A 19459-nucleotide genomic window follows, 5' to 3' on the forward strand; every position below is an offset into this window, starting at 1 on the left:
GGACGAATATCGAGCTCGGGTGCGACGAGTTTCCGACTATCGGGTCGGCGTCGGCATGACCGTGGGGGTCGGCGACATCGTCGGGGTCGCCGACGGGGACGCGCTCGGAGTGGGCGGAGCATCGGGCGTCGGGGTCGGCACCGAGGCGGGTGCCACCGTGAGGGAGACCGCCGTGCCGAGCGGAACACTGCCCTGTGGCGCGTAGACGATGACCAGGTCGCCGGGGGACCCGCCGGACACGACGGCGCTCGGGAACCCGGCCGCGGTGAGGCGCGCGCCGGCGGTCGACGCATCGAGTCCGCGAACATCGGGCACCAGGTTGTTCCCGGATGCGACGCGCAGATCGATGGACACGCCGGCCACCACACGCGCGCCTGGCGCCGCGACGGAGGCGACGACCGTGTCGGCGGCGGCGGCGGCATCCACCAGATCGACGCGACCGACATGGAGTCCCGCCCGTTCGAGACCGGCGATCGCATCGGCCCGCGACAGCCCCACCACGTCGGGCACGGTCACCGTCACGACAGCAGGGCTGGTGGAGGGGGTGGGAGACACCGGCGGCGTCGAGGCGAGGGCGGCGGGCGATCCCCAGGCGGTCGGGGTGGCTGCCGCCGACAGCCCGACGATCGCGGCCCCGGTGACCAGAATCCCGGCGATCACCGCTGCCGCCGCTCCCCTGCGCCGCCAACGGGGGGAGACCGCCGTCCCTCCTCGGCGCGACGCGGACGGCGGTGGGAGGAGAGCGGTAGCCCCGACCGGCTCATCGCGGGTCGCGCGAGACGGTCGGCGTGGAGCGGGGGCCGGCGAGCCGGCGCCGCGTCCGACGCCGCGCAGCGCCGATCGCATGGCGGATGGGGCGTAGCGCGTGTCCGGCTGCTTCGCGAGGGCGCGCACGAGGATGCGTTCCAGGGTCGGATCCGCTCCGGGCAGCGCGTCGCCCAGTCGCGGCGGCGGCAGCGCACGGTGCGCGAACGAGACCGCGTCGCGATCACCGGCGAACGGCGGCCCCCCGGTCAGCGCGAACCAGAGCACGGCCCCGATCTGATACACATCACTCGCCTCGGTGACGGATGCGCCGGTCAGGTGCTCGGGCGACGCATAGGGCACGTTCGCCACCACGCCGGCGCCGGGCGCACTCAGGAGGGGATCGGCGCCGTGGGTCGATCGTCCGGAGACATCGGCGAGGCCGAAGTCGAGGAGTCGCACCGATTCGCGACGCACTCCGCCGTCGTCGAATGCCATGTCGACCATCACGTTGCTGGGGCTGATGTCCCGATGGACCACGCCGGCATCGTGCGCGGCGGCCACGACGCTCAAGAGCGCATCGGCCAACAGAACCGTGTCGGCGGCGCGCAAGGGGCCGTGAGTGCGCACGTGCTGCGCGAGCGTCACTCCGGGAACGAGCTCCATGGCGATCCATGCCACCGGCACATCACCACTCCGATCGACACCCCACTCGATCGCGGTGACGATCGCGGGATGCGGGATGGCAGAGGATGCAGCGACCTCTTCGAAGAACGCATCGCAGGCGGCGTTGTCCTTCGCGAGGTGGGAGTGGAGGAGCTTCAGCGCGACGACGCGGTCGGTCTGCTCGTCGTGAGCCTCGTAGACCGTCGCGGTGCCTCCGCTCCCCAGGGTCGTACCGATCCGGTATCGACCGCCCACGACCGACGCGGTCACGTCGCAGGCTCTCCCTCGGGCGGCACCTGCCCCGTACTCAGCATGTCGGCCCCCGCGCCGAGAATCGCGAGCGAGCGCACCGCGAGCGCACCTGCGTTGCGGGCTGTCACACGATTCTCGTACGCGCGCGAACCCACCAGGACGATGTCGTCGTCCAGCACCGCGAACCAGCGACTGGTGCGCGTCTGATGCTGCCGGGCGGCATGAACGATCAGCTCGGTCGCCCGTCGCGCGAGTGTCGCCGCATCGAACCCTGCAGCACGGTCGCTGGGATGCAGGCGGCTCCCGCGCGCGATCTCGCGATGATTCTCGCTGACCAGTCGCCAGCCCACCACGGACCCTGCCCGGCCGCGATCAGGCGGCGGCGTGACCAGCGCGCTCGTGCCGCTCTCGACGATGAGCTGCGTCGCGCGCAGCCACTCCTGCGCCACACGATCCTGCGTGCTCGCGAACCTGACGTAGTGCACCTGCGCAGCCACCTGGCACCCTCCTGTGAGTTGCGCCAGATGCAGCTGGACACGTCCGGGATCGTGCCGCCTCGTCACGACCGTCGCGCGAACGAAAGGTGAACGACGGGCGTCGGTATCGCAGAGGAGGCGTGAACCCCTCAGCCCGCGAGAGCCGCGGCCGCCGCCTGTGCCGCCGCGATCAGCGCCGTACGCTGCTCAGCGACCCGCACGGGCGCGGTGCCGCCGACGCCATCGCGTGACGCGACCGATCCCTCGATCGTGAGCACCTCGCGCACGGCGGGGGTGAGCAGCGGTGAGATCTTCGTGAGCAGGGCGTCGGAGGCATCCTCGAGTCCGATCCCTGCGGACTCGCACGCCCGCACGAGCGCACCCGAGATCTCGTGCGCGTCACGGAAGGGCACACCCGCGCGTACGAGCCAGTCGGCGACATCGGTGGCGAGCGAGAACCCCTGCGGCGCGAGCTCGGCCATGCGCGCCGTGTCGAAGCGCAGGGTGGCGACCATGCCGGTGAACGCCGGCAGCACGACCTCGAGGGTGGCGACCGAGTCGAACACCGGCTCCTTGTCCTCCTGCAGGTCGCGGTTGTAGGCGAGCGGCAGCGCCTTGAGGGTGGCGAGGAGCCCCGACACGTTGCCGATGAGGCGGCCCGCCTTGCCGCGCGCGAGCTCGGCGATGTCGGGGTTCTTCTTCTGCGGCATGATGCTCGACCCGGTCGAATACGCGTCGTCGAGGGTCACGAAGGAGAACTCGCGGGTGTTCCAGAGGATGATCTCCTCGGCGAACCGCGACAGGTCGATGCCGATGAGCGCGGCGATGAACGCGAACTCGGCGACCACGTCCCGCGAGGCGGTGCCGTCGATGGAGTTCTGGGCGGGCTCGGCGAGCCCGAGCTCGCGCGCGACGAGCGCGGGGTCGAGACCGAGCGTGGACCCGGCGAGCGCACCGCCGCCGTACGGCGACACACGGGCGCGCACCGCCCAGTCGCGCAGCCGCTCAAGGTCGCGCGTGAGCGCCCAGCCGTGCGCCTGCAGGTGGTGCGCGAGCAGCACGGGTTGCGCGTGCTGAAGGTGCGTGCGACCGGGGAGGATCGCCGTCTCGTGCGCCTCGGCCTGGGCGACGAGCGCGTCGATGAGCGCACGCACCTCACGCGCGATGACCGCGGCGTGATCGAGCAGGTAGAGGCGCACCAGGGTTGCGATCTGATCGTTGCGGCTGCGGCCGGCGCGGAGTTTGCCGCCGAGCTCGGCGCCGACCTCGGCGATCAGCGCCTGCTCGAGCGCGCCGTGCACGTCCTCGTCCGAGGGCTGGGCGACGAGCTCCCCCGACGTCACGGCCGCGAGGAGCCGGTCGAGGCCCGCGTGCATGCGCGCCGCCTCGTCGGCGCTCAGGTAGCCCGCCGCGGTCAGCGCGGTGGCGTGCGCGTGCGAGCCGGCGATGTCGTACGGAGCGAGCACCCAGTCGAAGTGCGTCGAGCGGCTCAGGGCCTGCAGCTCGGGCGACGGCCCGCCGGCGAAGCGGGCGCCCCAGAGAGCACCCTCATTGGTTCCGTGCGCGGACTCAGCGGTCACAGGTTCGACCCTTTCGTGCGGGATGGACGAGCGGATGCCGCGGCTCACTGCTGGCGCAGCAGCCACACCAGCAGGGCCTTCTGGGCGTGCAGGCGGTTCTCCGCCTCATCCCAGACGACGCTCTGCGGGCCGTCGATGACCTCGGCGTCGACCTCGTAGCCGCGGTCGGCAGGCAGGCAGTGGATGAAGATCGCGTCGGACGCGGCGAGCGACATCGTCTCGTTCGTCACCTTGTACGCGCCGAGGTCGCGCAGGCGCGCGAGCTTCTCCTCCTCCTTGCCCATCGACACCCAGGTGTCGGTGACGACCACGTCGGCGCCGGCGGCGGCCTCGAGCGGGTCGGTGTAGAGCGTCACCGAGCCTCCGGTCTCCTTCGCGCGCTGGTCGGCGTCGTCGATCACGTCGTCGCGGGGCGCGTAGGTGTCGGGCGAGGCGACGCGCACGTGCATTCCGGCGGTGACCCCCGCCAGCACGTACGAGTGGGCCATGTTGCTGCGCCCGTCCCCGAAGAACGCGAGGGTGAGCCCGGCGAGCTCGCCCTTGTGCTCCTTGATGGTGAGGAGGTCGGCGAGAAGCTGACACGGGTGGAAGTCGTCGGAGAGCGCGTTGACCACGGGCACGCGGGTGCCGCGGGCCATCTCCTCGAGCCCGGCCTGGGCGTAGGTGCGCCACACGATGGCCGCGACCTGGCGCTCGAGCACCCGGGCGGTGTCGGCGGGGGTCTCCTTGCCGCCGAGCTGGCTGTTGGCGGTCGAGATGATGAGCGGCGAGCCGCCGAGGTCGGCGATGCCCACCGCGAACGACACGCGGGTGCGCGTCGACGACTTGTCGAAGATCACGGCGACCGTCTGAGGACCGGCGAGCGGCTTCTGCGCCCACCGGTCGCGCTTGAGCTCGACGGCGAGATCGAGGATCTCGGCCTGCTCGACCGCTGTCAGGTCGTCGTCGCGGAGCAGATGGCGGGTCATGCGGACACCTCCGGGGAGAGAACGACGGATGCCGCGACCTCGGCGAGTGCGGCGGCGAACCGCTCGCGGAACTCGTCGATCTCGACATCGCCGATGATGAGGGGCGGCGCCAGCCGCACCGTGCTGTCGTTGGCCGCGTTCACGATGAGGCCGTGCCGCTGCGCGGCGGCGGTGACCTCGTTCGCGACGGGGTCGGTGAGGGCGACGCCGATGAGCAGCCCCTGACCGCGCGTGCCGGTGACGAGCGGCGAGCCGATCGCCTCGACGGCGGCGCGCACCTGAGCGCCCCGCAGGGTCGCCGCCTCGACGAGGCCGGCGCGCTCGATCTCGTGGAGCACCGCGACCGAGACGGCGGTCGCCAGCGCGTTGCCGCCGAACGTCGATCCGTGGGTGCCGGGGTAGAACAGCTCGCTGGCCGTCGGGAACGTGATCAGCGCGCCGATCGGGAAGCCGCCGCCGATGCCCTTGGCGACAGTGATCGCATCGGGCACGATGCCCTCGTGCTGGAAGCCGAACCAGGCACCGGTGCGGCCGGCGCCGGTCTGGATCTCGTCGATGATGAGCAGCGCGCCATGGCGTGCTGTGATCGCCCGTGCCGCGGCGAGGTACCCCTCGGGCAGCGGCACGACGCCCGCCTCGCCCTTGATCGGCTCGACGAACAGGGCGGCCACCGTGTCGTCGACGGCGGCCTCGAGGGCCTCGATCGTCGACGGCAGGAACTCCACGCCCGGCACCATCGGCTCGAACGGCGCGCGCATTCCCGGCTTTCCGGTGAGCGCCAGCGTGCCCATCGTGCGGCCGTGGAACGCACTCTCGAGCGCGAGGATGCGCGGCCGCGCGCTGCCGCCGTGGAGACGGGCCAGCTTGAACGCGGCCTCGTTGGCCTCCGCCCCCGAGTTGCCGAAGTACACGCGGCCGGCGGGGCCGGTACCGGCGAGCCGCTTCAGCAGCGCCGCGAGCTCGAGCTGCGGCGGCGTGGCGAAGTAGTTCGACACGTGGGCGAGGGTCTGCGCCTGCCGGGTCACCGCGTCGACGAACACCGGGTGGGCGTGCCCGAGGGCGTCCACAGCGATGCCGGCGAGGAAGTCGAGCAGGCGGGTGCCCGCGGCATCCCAGACGTAGGCGCCCTCGCCACGGGTCAGCAGGGCCAGGCGGTCGCCGGAGTTGCGCACCAGGTCACGCCCGGCGGCCTCCTGCCAGATCTCGGTCTGCGCGTCTGCGTCGCTCATTTCGCCACCACTTCCGTTCCGATGCCCTTCTGAGTGAAGATCTCGACGAGCACCGAGTGCGGCACCCGTCCGTCGATGATCGCCGCCGTCTCCACGCCGCCTTCGATCGCGTCGAGGCACGCCCGCATCTTCGGGATCATCCCCGACTCGAGCGACGGCAGCATGGTGCGCAGCTCCTCGGCCGTGAGGCTCGAGACGAGCGACTCCCGGTTCGGCCAGTCGGCGTAGAGCCCCGGCACGTCCGTGAGGATGACCAGCTTGGATGCCCCGAGGGCCACCGCCAGTGCGGCGGCCGCGGCATCCGCGTTCACGTTCAGCGACTGCCCGGGGTGGTCGAGGTCCGGGGCGATCGAGGAGACGACCGGGATGCGGCCCGCCGTCACGTGGTCGAGCACCGGCTGCGGGTCGACCTCGACGATGTCGCCCACCCGGCCGAGGTCGTGCTCGACCCCGTCGACGAGCACGCCGCGACGGCGCCCGCCGAACAGGCCCGCGTCCTCGCCCGACAGACCCGCGGCGACCGGGCCGTGGGCGTTGATCTTGGCGACCAGCTGCGGGTTCACCTGACCGGTGAGCACCATTCGCACCACCGAGATCGCCTCGGTGGAGGTCACCCGGTAGCCGCCCTTGAACTCGGTCGGGATCGCGAGCCGGTCGAGCATGTCGGAGATCTGGGGACCGCCGCCGTGCACGACGACCGGCTTGACCCCGACGTAGCGGAGGTAGGCCATGTCGGCGGCGAAGGCGTCCTGCAGCTCCTCGGAGACCATCGCGTTGCCGCCGTACTTGACGACGACGATCTGGTCGCGGAAGCGACGCAGCCAGGGCAGCGACTCGATGAGGGTCGCCGCCTTCGCGGAGGCCTCGGTCGGGTCGGTGTCTTGCAGGGCGGGATCGGTCATGAGGCGTACGCGCTGTTCTCGTGGACGTAGTCGTGGGTGAGGTCGTTGGTGAGGATCGTCGCCTCGGCGGTGCCGACCTTCAGGTCGATGAGCAGGTCGGTGGCGCGCGGGGCGAGGTCGACCTCCTCGCGGGGACGGTCGGGTCCGCCCTGGCTGCACACGCGCACGCCGTTCATCCACACGTCGACGTCGTACGGGTCGAACGCGGCCGCGGTGGTGCCGATGGCGGCGAGCACACGCCCCCAGTTCGGGTCGTTGCCGAAGATCGCGGCCTTGAACAGGTTGTTGCGCGCGACGGAGCGCCCGACCTCGACCGCGTCGGTCTCGCTCTCGGCGCCGACCACGCGGATCGTGATGTCGTGGCTCGCGCCCTCGGCGTCGCCCTGCAGCTGCCGGGCGAGGTCCTGGCAGAGGTCGGCGAGCACGGCGGCGAACACGTCGAGATCGGGATGGATGCCGGTGGCCCCGTTCGCGAGCAGGGTGACCTGGTCGTTCGTCGACATGCACCCGTCGGAGTCGAGCCGGTCGAAGCTCGTGCCGGTCGCGCGGCGCAGGGCCGCATCCGCCTCGGCGCTCGTGAGCTCGGCGTCGGTCGTGATGACGACCAGCATCGTCGCGAGGCCGGGCGCCAGCATCCCGGCGCCCTTCGCCATACCGCCGATGGTCCACCCGTCGTGGGTGCGCACCGCGCGCTTGGGCCGGGAGTCGGTGGTCATGATCGCGAGGGATGCCGCCTCTCCCCCGTCGTCCGACAGCGCCGCCACGCCCTCCTCGACGCCCGCGAGAACCTTGGCCCGGAAGACCTCGTCGCCCGTGCCGATGAGGCCCGTGGAGCACACGACGACGTCGCCGGCGCTCACCCCGAGGAGCTCGGCGGCCTTCTCGGCGGTCTGATGGGTCGTCTGGAAGCCGAACGATCCGGTGAAGCAGTTCGCCCCGCCGGAGTTCAGCACGACCGCCTCGATGACGCCGTCCGCGACGACCTGCTGCGACCAGATGATCGGGTTCGCCTTGGCCCGGTTGCTCGTGAACACGGCGGCGCCCACCTTGCGTGGGCCGCGGTTGACGACCAGCGCGACGTCGGGCTTGCCGGTCGACTTCAATCCGACGGCGACGCCGGCGGCGGCGAATCCCTGGGCGGCGGTGACGCTCACGGGGCGACTCCGTTCACGGTGAGGGCGCGGTCCTCGGGGAGGCCGAGCGCGATGTTCATGGACTGGATGGCGGCACCGGCGGTGCCCTTGGCGAGGTTGTCGACCGCGGCGGTGACGACCACGCGGTTCGCGTCGCGGTCGATCGCGAGGGACAGCAGCGCCGTGTTCGCCCCGAGCACGTCGGCGGTGCGCGGCAGCACCCCCTCGGGCAGCAGCTGCACGAAGGTCTCCCCCGCGTAGGCGCTCTCCCACGCGTCGCGCAGCTGCGCATCCGTCACGCCCGCCCGGATGGGGGCCGTCGAGGTCGCGAGGATGCCGCGGGCCATCGGGACGAGCACGGGCGTGAACGAGATGCGCACGTCGTCGGCGCCGGCCCCGCGCAGCGCCTGCTGGATCTCGGGGATGTGCCGGTGCGTGCCGCCCACGGCATACGGATTCGCGGTGCCGAGGATCTCGCTCGCGAGCAGGTTCGTCTTCAGGCTCTTGCCCGCGCCCGACGGCCCGACCGCGAGCACGCTGACGAGGTCGGTGGCGTCGATGACGCCCGCCGCGACGCCGGGCGCGAGGCTGAGGCTGACGGTCGACGCGTTGCAGCCGGGGGCCGCGATCCGGGTCGCGCCCACGAGGTTCGCACGCTGCTTCCCGGTCGCCACGGCGAGCTCCGGCACGCCGTAGGCCCACGGCTCGTGGAAGTCGCCGCCGTAGAACCGGGCCCACGCGGCCGGATCGGTGAGCCGGTGATCGGCACCCGCGTCGATGACGAGCGCGGAGTCCTTCAGCGCGTCGGTGTACTGACCCGACTGCCCGTGCGGCAGCGCGAGGAAGACGACGTCATGGCCGGCGAGGATGTCGGGCGTCGTGTCCTCGAGGGTGAGGTGCGCGAGGGAGCGCAGGTGCGGCTGGTGCGCGATGAGCGGCTGGCCGGCGTTCGCGTGCGCGGTGACGGTCGTGATCTCGACATCGGGATGGGCTGCGAGGATGCGCAGCAGTTCACCGCCCGCATAACCGGAAGCGCCGGAGACGGCGACCGAGAGCGTCATGGATTCCACCTTAGTTTCTGGGAGGGATGCCGCTCATGCACAGAGCACGCGCGGCGAGGGCCGAACGCGGCGACACCCGCGACGGCTCCCGGAAACGGGGGACGCAGGGGTCGCCTAGAGTCGGCGGCCGCCGCGGCGTCGGCACGCGCCACCGAGGCTCACGGGGAGCACTGCGAGGTGGAGGGACGCCGACGGCATGCCGCGAGGGTATCGGGATGCCGCATCCCCCCGCAAATCCGGGCCGTCACCCGGCGTCGAGGTGGGCGTCGAGGAAGGCCTGCACCCGCGCCCAGGCGTCGGCCGCCGAGGCTGCGTGGTAGCGGCGGCCCTCGTCGTTGAAGAACGCGTGCGCGGCATCCGGGTAGACGACCGTCTCGAGGGCGACACCCGCCTCGCGAGCCGTCTGCTCGACTGCCGGGAGCGCCTCGATGAGCGACGGATCGTGCTGTCCGTAGAGCGCGAGCACCGGCGCCGTGATGCGCCCGAGCTGCTCGGCGCCCGGCGCGGAGCCGTAGAACGGCAGCGCCGCGCGCACGCGCGGGTCGGCGGCGGCGAGGAGGAACGCGAAGGTGCCGCCGAAGCAGAAGCCGATGACCCCGATGCGTCCGTCGACGCCGGGTTCCGTGGCGACGAGGTCGACGACGCCGGTGAGGGCCCCGACCGCCCACCCGGCGTACTCGGGAGCCCGGGCCCCGGTGATCGCGTCGCGCATGCGGGGCTGGGCGGCGACCCGCGCCTCCTCGTCGTCGCTGTTCATGATCGCGAACAGCTCGGCGCCGATCGAGGGCTCGATGCCGCCACGGCTCAGGATGTCGGGGGCGGCGGCGAGGTAGCCGAGGGCGGCGAACCGGTCGGCGACGTCGCGGATGTGGTCGACGAGCCCCCAGATCTCGTGGATCACGATGACCGCTCCGCGCACGGGCCCGTCGGGCCGCGCCAGGTACACGTCGATCGCGGGGCCGTCGGGGGTCGGGATGCTGCGCGTCTCGGTCATGCCGCCACGCTACGCCCGCGCGCTATGCACGGCGTGCACGTCACTCCCGCAGGGTCGCGCCGAACCGCTCGGTCGCCACGGCCACGCCCGCGAGCTTCGCCTCCGTCGCCTCGGCCGCGGTGAGCGTGCGGTCGGGGGCGCGGAAGCGCAGCGCGAAGGTGAGGCTCTTGGTGCCCTCGGGGAGACCCTGCCCGCGGTAGTCGTCGACGAGACGCAGCGACTCGAGCAGGTCGCCCGCACCGGCCACGAGCGCGGCGGCGAGGTCGGCGGCGGCGAGGTCGGCGTCGACGATGAGCGAGACATCCTGCGTCGCCGCCGGGTAGCCCGAGAGCGACGGGGCGACGGTGCGGGTTCCGGCGGCGGCGACAAGGGCGTCGAGATCGAGCTCGGCGACCGTGACGCGGCCGGGCAGGTCGGCGTCGGCCGACACCTGCGGCAGCAGCTCGCCGACGTAGCCGATCTCCACGCCGTCGACCGACAGCACGCCGGCACGCCCCGGGTGCAGCGCCGCGCGCTGCGCCTGGGCGACGTCGATCGTGACGCCGGCAGCGGATGCCGCGACCCGCACCGCGTCGAGCACCTCGGGGAGTCCGGCCGCCTCGGCCGACCGGCCCGGCTGCTTGGGCGCGACGTGACCGGTGACGAGCACGGCGAGGTGGCGACGCTGCGGTGGGATGCCCGCGTCGAGCGCCGCGAGCGTCGCGGCGTCGGGACGTGCGGCGGCGGGCGGCACGTCGGCCGTGCCGTAGACGACGCCCGGCTCCGGGAGGAACACCGCGCCGGTCTCGAACAGCGACAGGTCGCCGAGGCCGCGCGCCGCGTTGCGGTGCGCGACGACGAGCAGTCCCGGCACGAGGCTGCGCCGCAGCGCCGGTGCGAGTCCGTCGAGCGGGTTGGCGAGCAGCACGCTCGGCACCGCCTCGCCGTCGGCGGAGCCGTGCAGCGTGTTCGCGTCGACCGTGGTGAACGGGAACGACGGCGTCTCGACGAAGCCGGCGGCGGCGAGCGCGTTCGACACGCGACGGCGGGCCGCCTGCGCAACGGTCCAGCCGCGACCGGTCGGAGCGACGGGGAGCACCGCGGGGATGCGGTCGTAGCCCTCGATGCGGGCGACCTCCTCGGCGAGCGTCCACTTGTCGGTGAGGTCGGGGCGCCACGTCGGCGCGATGACCAGCCTGTCGTCGCCCTGGTCAAGCACGGTGGCGCCGATCTTCTCGAGCGCGCCCGTGATCTGGTCGTCGGTGTAGTCGACCCCGATGAGCGCGGAGATGAATCCGTCCGGCAGCAGGATGCCGTCGCGCTGGTGTGCGGACTCGACCCTCGCGAGGCCGCCCTCGACCGCGCGCGTGCCGCCGGCGAGCTTCTCGAGCAGCTCGACGACGCGCTCGGCGGCGACCGACGCGACGTTCGGGTCGACGCCGCGCTCGAAGCGCCGAGACGCCTCGCTCGGCAGCTTGTGGCGACGCGCGCTGCGGGCGATCGTGACCGGGTCGAACGTCGCCGCCTCGACCAGCACGTTGCGGGTCGTCTCGCTCATCTCGGTGCTCGCGCCGCCCATGACGCCTGCGAGACCGATGGGGCCCGAGGCATCCGTGATCAGCAGGTCTTCGACATGCAGGTCGCGTACCTTGCCGTCGAGGGTCTCGAGCGTCTCGCCCGGCGCCGCCCGGCGCACGGTGATGCCGCCGGAGAGCTTGTCGAGGTCGTAGCCGTGCACGGGGTTGCCGAGCTCGAGCATGACGTAGTTGGTGATGTCGACGAGCACCGAGATCGAGCGGATGCCGGCCAGCGCGAGCCGGGCCACCATCCACGGGGGCGTCGGCCGCGACGGATCGACGCCGCGCACGACGCGTGCCGCGAACTGCGACGCACCGACGCGCCCGCGGATGGGTGCGGCATCCTCGATCGCGATCTCGACGCCCGCACCCGGGTCGACCCACCGCCCCTCGCGCGCGGGGTCGCGGAAGGCCGCACCGGTCGCGTGCGAATACTCGCGTGCGGCGCCGCGCAGCGACAGCGCATACCCGCGGTCGGGGGTCACGTTGATCTCCACGGCGACGTCGTCGAGACCGAGCAGGGCGATCGCATCGGTGCCGACCTCGGGGTCGAGGCCGAGCTCGGTGAGCCGCAGGATGCCGGAGTGGTCCTCGCCGAGGCCGAGCTCGCGCGCCGAGGCGATCATGCCGTCGGAGACGTGGCCGTAGGTCTTGCGGGCGGCGATCGGGAAGGGCCCCGGCAGAACTGCGCCGGGCAGCGTCACCACGACCTTGTCGCCCGCGAAGAAGTTGCCGGCGCCGCACACGATGCCGCGCACGCCGCCGTTCGCCTCGCCGACGTCGACCTGGCACCAGCGGATCGTCTTGCCGTTGGACTGCGGCTCGGGCTCGAACGAGACCACCTGGCCGACGACGACCGGACCGGTCACGTCGAAGGAGTGCACGTCCTCCTCTTCGAAGCCGACGCTCACGAACGAGGCGAGCACGTCCTCCGGGGTCGCGTCCGCAGGGACGTCCACATATTCACGCAGCCACGACAGCGGAATGCGCATCACACCACCATCCCGAACTGCTCGCTGAAGCGCACATCACCCTCGGCCATGTCGCGCATGTCCTGCACGTCGCTGCGGAACATGAGGGTGCGCTCGACCCCCATGCCGAACGCGAAGCCCGAGTACACCTCGGGGTCGAGGCCCGCCGCGCGCAGCACGTTGGGGTTGACCATGCCGCAGCCGCCCCACTCGATCCAGCGGGCGCCGCCCTTGAAGGTCGGATGCCACAGGTCGAGCTCGGCACTCGGCTCGGTGAACGGGAAGAAGTTCGCGCGGAAGCGCGTCTTCGCCTCGGCGCCGAACAGCTGCTTGGCGACGTGGTCGAGGGTGCCCTTCAGGTGCGCCATCGTGATGCCCTTGTCGACCACGAGTCCCTCGAACTGCGTGAAGACCGGCAGGTGCGTGGCGTCGAACTCATCGGTGCGGTACACGCGGCCGGGCGAGATGACGTAGATGGGCACATCACGCGAGAGCATGGTGCGCATCTGCACCGGGCTCGTCTGGGTGCGCAGCACCAGGTGGCGATCCACCGGGTCGACGTAGAAGGTGTCCTGCATCTGGCGCGCCGGGTGGTCGGGGTCGACGTTCAGCGCGTCGAAGTTGAACCACTCGTGCTCGAGCTCGGGACCCTCCGCGATCTCCCACCCCATGCCGACGAAGATGTCGCCGATCTGCTCCTGCAGGAGGGTCAGCGGATGCCGCGCCCCCACGCGCGTGCGCTGCGGCACGGCGGTGATGTCGACGCGCTCGCCCTCGAGCTTGGCGGCGAGCTCCGCTTCGGCGAGCGCGGTCTCGCGGGCGGCGAGCGCCTGCGTGACCTGCCCGCGGGCCTGGCCGACGAGCTTGCCGAACTCCGCCTTGCGGTCCGCGGGCACGTCGCGCATGCGCGCGTTCAGGCGCGCCAGCGGCGAGCCCTCCGCGACGTGCGCCTGTCGCGCCGCCTTCAGTTCGGCGGAATCGGATGCCGCGGCGATCGCCGCGACCGCGGCCTCGGCCGCAGCCGTCACCGCCTCGGGCGTGATCTCGTTCTCGGGTGCGTCGGACACGGGAATCGAGTCTACCGAGCGCCCAGGCTGTCTCAGGGCGCGGGCGGGGCGCCTTCGGCGCGCGGGGCGGCGAGGGACTCCGTGGTCGTCGCGGGGGCCGCGGCATCCGTGCCCGTCGCTCGCGGCGACCGGCGGGTGCGGCGCTCGACGACGTACGCGACGTAGGAGAGCGCCAGGCACAGGGCGACGTAGATCGCGCCGGCGATCAGCGCCGAGGGGATCAGCGGCGAGCCGAACTGCGGATTCGAGCCCAGCAGACGCGCGTAGTAGAGCAGCTCGGGGTAGGTGATGATGAAGCCGAGCGCGGTGTCCTTGAGCGTGACGACCAGCTGCGCGATGATCACCGGCAGCATCGCGCGCAGCGCCTGGGGCAGCAGGATCAGGCGGAGCACCCCAGCCTTGCGCAGCCCGATGGCGTATCCCGCCTCCTTCTGACCGCGCGGCAGCGCCTCGACACCCGCGCGGATCACCTCGGAGAGCACGGAGCCGTTGTAGGCGATCAACGCGATCACCACCGCTCCGTAGCTCGGCAGCCGCAGCCCGAGCACGGGGAGCCCGTAGTAGAGCAGCAGCATGAAGACGAGCACCGGGATGGCGCGCAGCACCTCGACGACCGCGGTGACCGGGATGCGCACCCACGCGTGGTCGGAAAGACGCCCGATCGCGAGCACGAAGCCGAGCACGACCGAGCCGAGCGCGGCCGCGGCGAACGCCGACAGCGTCGCGATGGTGGCCTGTCCGAACTGCTCCCACACCCGGCTGTAGGTGAACAGCTCCCACTTCCGGGCAGAGAACTGACCGGTCTCGGCGAGACGCCAGATCGTCCAGGCGACGCCCGCGGCGACGACGAGCACGGTGACGACGCCGAGGATCCGGTTGCGCAGTCGCGCCCGAGGGCCGGGCACGTCGTAGAGGACGGAACTCATCGGGCCACCTTCCAGCGACGTTCGAGCACGCGCTGCAGCCACGCCAGCAGCAGCACGAGCACCACGAACACGACCATCACCCAGAGGATCGTGACGAGCTGGTTCTCCCCCAGCTCGCTCATGTTCGCGCGGATGTTGCCGAGGTTGACGACCGAGAAGCCGCTCGCCACGGTCGTGTTCTTCAGCAGGGCGATGAGCACGCTCATCATCGGCGGGATGACCGATCGGGTCGCCTGCGGCAGCACGACGTAGCCCATCACCTGCCCGAAACCCATCCCGAGGGCGCGCGCGGCCTCGGCTTGCCCGACCGGCACGGTGTTGATGCCCGAGCGCACGGTCTCGGCGACGTAGGTGGCCGTATAGATCCCGAGGGCGGTCGTCGCGAGCAGCACGAAGTCGGCACGGCCGGGCACGAGGAGCGGGACACAGAACGCGAAGAAGAACATCACGAGTGTGAGCGGGGTGTTGCGGATCCAGTTGACGTACACCGCGCCGACCGCGCGCGCGATCGGCACCGGGGAGACGCGCATGGCACCGACGATGAGCCCGAGGAGGAGGGCGATCGCGCCGCCGCCGAGGAACAGCACCAGAGTGCCGCGCAGTGCCTCACCCCACAGATCGGGGTAGTCGGTGAGGATGTTCACCGTCGTCGTCCTTTCGGAGGGAGCCGGGGCGGCCGCTGCGCGGCCACCCCGGCGATGATCACGAGACGGGATCGACGGCAGGCTGGGTGGCCTGCACGCCGGACGCGCCGAGGTTCTTCTCGAAGATCGCGGTCCAGGTCGACCCTCCGTCGGTGAACATCGTGTTGATGAATGCCGCGAAAGCGGTGTCGTCCTTCGCGAGCCCGACACCGTAGCGCTCGGTCGAGAACGGCTCCCCGACGACCTTCAGGTTGTCGGGGTCGGCCGCCGCGTACCCGATGAGAATGGCCTCATCGGTCGTCACCGCATCGGCCTGGCCGCTGATGAGGTTCTGGACGCACTCGGAGTAGCCGCTGAACTCGACCGTCTTCGCATCGGGGTGCTCGTCCTTGATGCGCTGGATCGATGTGGATCCGGTCGCCGAACAGACCGTCTTGCCGGCGAGCGCGTCGACGCCCGTGATCGAGTCGTCGGCCTTGCGCACGAGCAGTCCCTGGCCGGTCACGAAGTAGGGACCTGCGAAGTCGATCTGCTCCTTGCGACGATCGGTGATCGAGTAGGTCCCGACGTAGTAGTCGATCTGCCCGTTCTCGATGGCCTGCTCACGGTTCGCGGAGGCGATCGCGGTGTACTCGATCTTGCTCTCGTCGTAGCCGAGCGACGCCGCGATCCACCGGGCGATGTCGATGTCGAAGCCCGACCTCTCACCCGTGGTCGGGTCGAGGTAGCCGAGACCCGGCTGGTCCTCCTTGACGCCGATCTTGACGACGCCGGCGGCCGAGATCTTCTCGAAGGTCGGGCTGCCGGCGATCTCGACATTGCTCGCGACCTCGAACAGCGGCGCGGCCGAGGCATCCGCGCTTCCCGAGGCACCCGGGGTGCCGCTGTTGCACGCGGTGAGCGCGAGCGCCGCGACCGCGAGTCCCGCAGCCGCTCCCATCATTCGTCTGATGCGCATGTGAATCTCTCCTGTTTCGTATCTCTTCTTCTTCGTCCGGCGCCGGGGACGGGCGCGCGGGTCTGGGGGCGTCAGTGGGTGATGAGCTTGGAGAGGAAGTCCTTCGCTCGGTCGCTGGCGGGGTTCGTGAAGAACGCGTCCGGAGTCGCCTGCTCGACGATCTGGCCGTCGGCCATGAACACGACCCGGTCGGCGGCCTTGCGCGCGAAGCCCATCTCGTGGGTGACGACGATCATGGTCATCCCTTCGTGCGCGAGCGAGGTCATCACGTCGAGCACCTCGGTGATCATCTCGGGGTCGAGGGCGCTCGTGGGCTCGTCGAAGAGCATCACCTTGGGGGCCATCGCGAGCGCCCGGGCGATGGCGACACGCTGCTGCTGTCCGCCGGAGAGCTGCGCCGGCAGCTTGTCGGCCTGCGCCCCGACGCCGACGCGGTCGAGAAGTCGACGACCGGATGCCTCCGCCTCCGCCTTCTTCTGCTTCTTGACCTTGATCGGTCCGAGGGTGACGTTCTCGAGGATCGTGAGATGGGAGAACAGGTTGAACGACTGGAACACCATGCCGACGTCGGCACGGAGCGCCGCCAGCGCCCTCCCCTCGCTCGGAAGCGCCACGCCGTCGATCGCGATCGTTCCCGAGGTGATGGTCTCGAGCCGGTTGATCGTGCGGCAGAGCGTCGACTTCCCCGATCCGGAGGGGCCGATCACCACGACCACCTCGCCTCGGTTGACCGTCAGGTCGATGTCCTTGAGGGCGTGGAAATCGCCGTAGTGCTTCTGCACGCGCTCGACGACGACCAGCGGATCGCCGCGTCGCACGCTGATGTTCGATGTCGCCGGGCCGGGGGAATCCTGGGAAGACATGATGTCCACTCTATGAACGGGATGTGGACGATCGCGACCCGTGGCGGATTCTCCCAGGGGGATGTAACCTCCGCGGAACCTGCCTCGGCCGGCTTCCGCGACACGGCATCCGGCCGGTCAGCCGCGCTGGGCGAACGCCGATTCGTAGAGGCAGACGCTCGCCGCAGTTGCGAGGTTCAACGACTCGGCCTGCCCGTAGATCGGCAGGCGCAGCGCGGCATCCACCCACTCGAGCGCCTCATCGGGCAGCCCGTGCGCCTCGTTTCCGAACACCCAGGCGGTCGGGCCGTCGAGTTCCCCGGCTCGCCGCGCGTCGAGCAGATCGTCGCCCTTGACGTCGGCGGCGACGACGCGCAGTCCTGCCGCGCGTGCCGCGTCGATCACGTCTTCCAGTGACTCGACGCGCGCCACCGGCACGTGGAACAGAGACCCGGTCGTCGACCGCACGACCTTCGGGTTGTAGGGATCCACCGTGCGCCCGGTCAGAACCACCGCATCGGCGCCGACGGCGTCGGCCGCGCGGATGATCGTGCCGAGATTGCCCGGATCGCGGATCTCTTCGCAGATCGCGAGCAGTCGCGGTGCACGGGCGAGAACGTCGTCGATGGATGCCTCGTCCTGGCGGGCGACAGCGATGATGCCCTGAGGAGTGACGGTGTCAGCCATCGCCTCGATCACCGCGTCGGACGCGAGCTCTACGCGGAGCCCCGCGCGCGATGCCGCCTCGCGGAGGTCGGCGTGGCGATCCCAGGCGGCGGGCGTCGCATAGAGCTCGACCAGGCCGTCGGCACGGAAGGCGAGCGCCTCGCGCACGGCCTGCGGACCCTCGAGGAGGTACAGGCCGGTCTCGTCGCGCGCCGCCCGTTTGGCGAGCTTCGCGACCGCTCGGGCGCGCGGCGATCGGGGATTCTCGAGCACGCGGCCAGTCTAGAGCGGTGGGGTGCCTCGCCCGGGAACGACGAACGGGGCGCCCTCCCGAAGGAGGACGCCCCGTGCAGCGTGTGACGCTTAGGCCGAGACCTTGGGCGCGTTCACGTCGGCCGGAAGGGCGGCCTTCGCCGTCGCGACCAGCGACGCGAACGTCGCGGGCTCGTTCACCGCGAGGTCGGCCAGGATACGGCGGTCGACCTGCACACCCGCGAGGCCGAGGCCCTGGATGAAGCGGTTGTAGGTGATGCCGTTCTGACGGGCAGCGGCGTTGATGCGCTGGATCCACAGACGGCGGAAGTCGCCCTTGCGCTTGCGACGGTCGCGGTACGCGTAGACGAGCGAGTGGGTGACCTGCTCCTTCGCCTTGCGGTAGAGGCGCGACCGCTGGCCACGGTAACCCGAGGCGCGATCGAGGATGGTACGACGCTTCTTCTGGGCGTTGACGGCCCGCTTGACTCTAGCCATTTCTTGTCTTCCTCACGTGGGTCGGCGCGCTCAGCGGCCGAGGAGCTTCTTCGCGACCTTGGCGTCGCCCGGGGCGAGCACCTGCTCCTGCGACAGACGGCGGGTGCGCTTGGTGGGCTTGCCCTCGAAGTTGTGGCGCAGGTTGGCCTGCTGCTTCATGAGCTTGCCGGTGCCGGTGATCTTGAAGCGCTTCTTGGCACCCGAGTGGGTCTTCTGCTTCGGCATGTCGGTTTCCTTCTGTGTTGTGTCCCGCGGACGGGAATCGTGGCGCCCTACTCGGCCGGAACCGGAGCGGGCTGCTCGTCAGTGGGGGTGTCGCCGCGGGCGGCCGAACGGGCGGCCTCCTTGTTCGCGGCACGCTGGGCGTTCTGCTCCGCCTTCGCCTCGGACTTGTTCTTGTGAGGCGCGATCACCATGACCATGTTGCGACCGTCGATCGTGGGGTTCGATTCGACGGTGCCGAACTCGGAGACATCCTCGGCGAACTTGCGAAGCAGGCGCACACCCAGTTCCGGACGCGACTGCTCGCGACCGCGGAACAGGATCATCGCCTTCACCTTGTCACCCGACTTGAGGAATCCCTCGGCGCGCTTGAGCTTGGTGGTGTAGTCGTGAGCCTCGATCTTGAGGCGGAACCGCACCTCCTTCAAGACCGTGTTCGCCTGATTGCGCCGGGCCTCCTTGGCCTTCTGCGCGGCCTCGTACTTGAACTTGCCGTAGTCCATGATCTTGACGACGGGCGGCTTCGAGTTGGGGGCCACCTCGACCAGGTCGAGGTCTGCCTCCTGGGCCAGACGCTGCGCAACCTCGATACGGACGACGCCTACCTGCTCGCCGTTCGGACCCACGAGGCGGACCTCGGGGACGCGGATGCGCTCATTGGTGCGGGGATCGCTGATGCGGAACTCCTCTTACGTAGCGGGTGCCACCGCGACGCGGGTGCGAAGCGGGCGGAAGATTCGCACACTCCACCCACGCGACGTCACGACGTTCGCGCCCGCACGCGCCACAAGGCCGCCACCGGAGAACCGGAGCTGTGCGTTCGACCCGGTAACCTTGGGCGGCAAGCGCGGG

At 71.1% G+C, this 19459-nt stretch carries 19 protein-coding genes; all 19 read right to left on the bottom strand.

The features are described 5' to 3' along the window. Positions 1–36: 36 nt before the first annotated feature. Positions 37–1680, bottom strand: coding sequence for a serine/threonine-protein kinase (locus FFS51_RS05030; RefSeq protein ID WP_056209319.1), 1644 nt, complete (start codon positions 1678–1680; stop codon positions 37–39). Further along, entirely contained in the window at positions 1677–2111 is a 435-nt protein-coding gene (locus FFS51_RS05035) for a hypothetical protein (RefSeq protein ID WP_137877714.1), read from the bottom strand. Before FFS51_RS05035 ends, FFS51_RS05030 begins: the two co-directional genes overlap by 4 nt. A 176-nt stretch (positions 2112–2287) precedes the next feature. Continuing rightward, positions 2288–3718 (bottom strand): argininosuccinate lyase, encoded by a 1431-nt coding sequence (gene argH / locus FFS51_RS05040; protein ID WP_056209325.1) that lies wholly within the window; start codon positions 3716–3718, stop codon positions 2288–2290. Positions 3719–3762: 44 nt separating this feature from the next. Further along, positions 3763–4686, bottom strand: coding sequence for an ornithine carbamoyltransferase (argF, locus tag FFS51_RS05045; protein WP_056209328.1), 924 nt, complete (start codon positions 4684–4686; stop codon positions 3763–3765). Continuing rightward, the gene (locus FFS51_RS05050) at positions 4683–5915 is read right to left on the bottom strand and encodes an acetylornithine transaminase (RefSeq protein WP_056209330.1); all 1233 of its coding nucleotides are present in this window, start codon (positions 5913–5915) and stop codon (positions 4683–4685) included. Before FFS51_RS05050 ends, argF begins: the two co-directional genes overlap by 4 nt. After that, positions 5912–6817: an acetylglutamate kinase gene (gene argB, locus FFS51_RS05055; RefSeq protein WP_045247636.1), complete on the bottom strand. Its 906-nt coding sequence runs from the start codon at positions 6815–6817 to the stop codon at positions 5912–5914. The genes FFS51_RS05050 and argB overlap by 4 nt, the downstream gene beginning before the upstream one ends. Then, positions 6814–7971 carry a bifunctional glutamate N-acetyltransferase/amino-acid acetyltransferase ArgJ gene (argJ, locus tag FFS51_RS05060; protein ID WP_056519477.1) on the bottom strand — a complete coding sequence of 386 codons (1158 nt, stop codon included), beginning with the start codon at positions 7969–7971 and terminating at the stop codon, positions 6814–6816. The genes argB and argJ overlap by 4 nt, the downstream gene beginning before the upstream one ends. Continuing rightward, positions 7968–9011, bottom strand: a complete 1044-nt coding sequence (argC, locus tag FFS51_RS05065; RefSeq protein ID WP_056519479.1) for an N-acetyl-gamma-glutamyl-phosphate reductase — start codon at positions 9009–9011, stop codon at positions 7968–7970. The genes argJ and argC overlap by 4 nt, the downstream gene beginning before the upstream one ends. A gap of 244 nt (positions 9012–9255) precedes the next feature. Further along, positions 9256–10005, bottom strand: a complete 750-nt coding sequence (locus FFS51_RS05070; RefSeq protein WP_056209334.1) for a dienelactone hydrolase family protein — start codon at positions 10003–10005, stop codon at positions 9256–9258. Between the two features lie 40 nt (positions 10006–10045). Further along, positions 10046–12553: a phenylalanine--tRNA ligase subunit beta gene (gene pheT, locus FFS51_RS05075; RefSeq protein WP_056519484.1), complete on the bottom strand. Its 2508-nt coding sequence runs from the start codon at positions 12551–12553 to the stop codon at positions 10046–10048. Continuing rightward, positions 12553–13599 (bottom strand): phenylalanine--tRNA ligase subunit alpha, encoded by a 1047-nt coding sequence (gene pheS, locus FFS51_RS05080; RefSeq protein WP_056209559.1) that lies wholly within the window; start codon positions 13597–13599, stop codon positions 12553–12555. Before pheS ends, pheT begins: the two co-directional genes overlap by 1 nt. Positions 13600–13631: 32 nt before the next feature. Further along, positions 13632–14525 (bottom strand): amino acid ABC transporter permease, encoded by an 894-nt coding sequence (locus tag FFS51_RS05085; protein ID WP_056519487.1) that lies wholly within the window; start codon positions 14523–14525, stop codon positions 13632–13634. After that, positions 14522–15169 (bottom strand): amino acid ABC transporter permease, encoded by a 648-nt coding sequence (locus FFS51_RS05090; protein WP_056519490.1) that lies wholly within the window; start codon positions 15167–15169, stop codon positions 14522–14524. Before FFS51_RS05090 ends, FFS51_RS05085 begins: the two co-directional genes overlap by 4 nt. A 58-nt stretch (positions 15170–15227) precedes the next feature. Continuing rightward, positions 15228–16127, bottom strand: coding sequence for a glutamate ABC transporter substrate-binding protein (locus FFS51_RS05095; protein WP_056209341.1), 900 nt, complete (start codon positions 16125–16127; stop codon positions 15228–15230). Positions 16128–16198: 71 nt separating this feature from the next. Further along, entirely contained in the window at positions 16199–16990 is a 792-nt protein-coding gene (locus FFS51_RS05100; RefSeq protein WP_056519567.1) for an amino acid ABC transporter ATP-binding protein, read from the bottom strand. Positions 16991–17107: 117 nt separating this feature from the next. Then, on the bottom strand, positions 17108–17908 hold the full coding sequence (locus FFS51_RS05105) for a TrmH family RNA methyltransferase (RefSeq protein ID WP_045247626.1): 801 nt from the start codon (positions 17906–17908) through the stop codon (positions 17108–17110). Positions 17909–17998: 90 nt separating this feature from the next. Continuing rightward, positions 17999–18385, bottom strand: coding sequence for a 50S ribosomal protein L20 (gene rplT / locus FFS51_RS05110; RefSeq protein WP_056209345.1), 387 nt, complete (start codon positions 18383–18385; stop codon positions 17999–18001). A 30-nt stretch (positions 18386–18415) separates the two neighbouring features. Then, a complete protein-coding gene (gene rpmI / locus FFS51_RS05115) occupies positions 18416–18610 on the bottom strand; it encodes a 50S ribosomal protein L35 (protein ID WP_045247624.1) in 195 nt (64 codons plus the stop codon). A 47-nt stretch (positions 18611–18657) separates the two neighbouring features. Continuing rightward, on the bottom strand, positions 18658–19284 hold the full coding sequence (gene infC, locus FFS51_RS05120) for a translation initiation factor IF-3 (protein WP_082483203.1): 627 nt from the start codon (positions 19282–19284) through the stop codon (positions 18658–18660). Between the last annotated feature and the right edge of the window lie 175 nt (positions 19285–19459).

The sequence above is a fragment of the Microbacterium sp. 4NA327F11 genome (assembly GCF_005503465.1).
In the GTDB taxonomy this organism is placed as follows: domain Bacteria; phylum Actinomycetota; class Actinomycetes; order Actinomycetales; family Microbacteriaceae; genus Microbacterium; species Microbacterium ginsengisoli.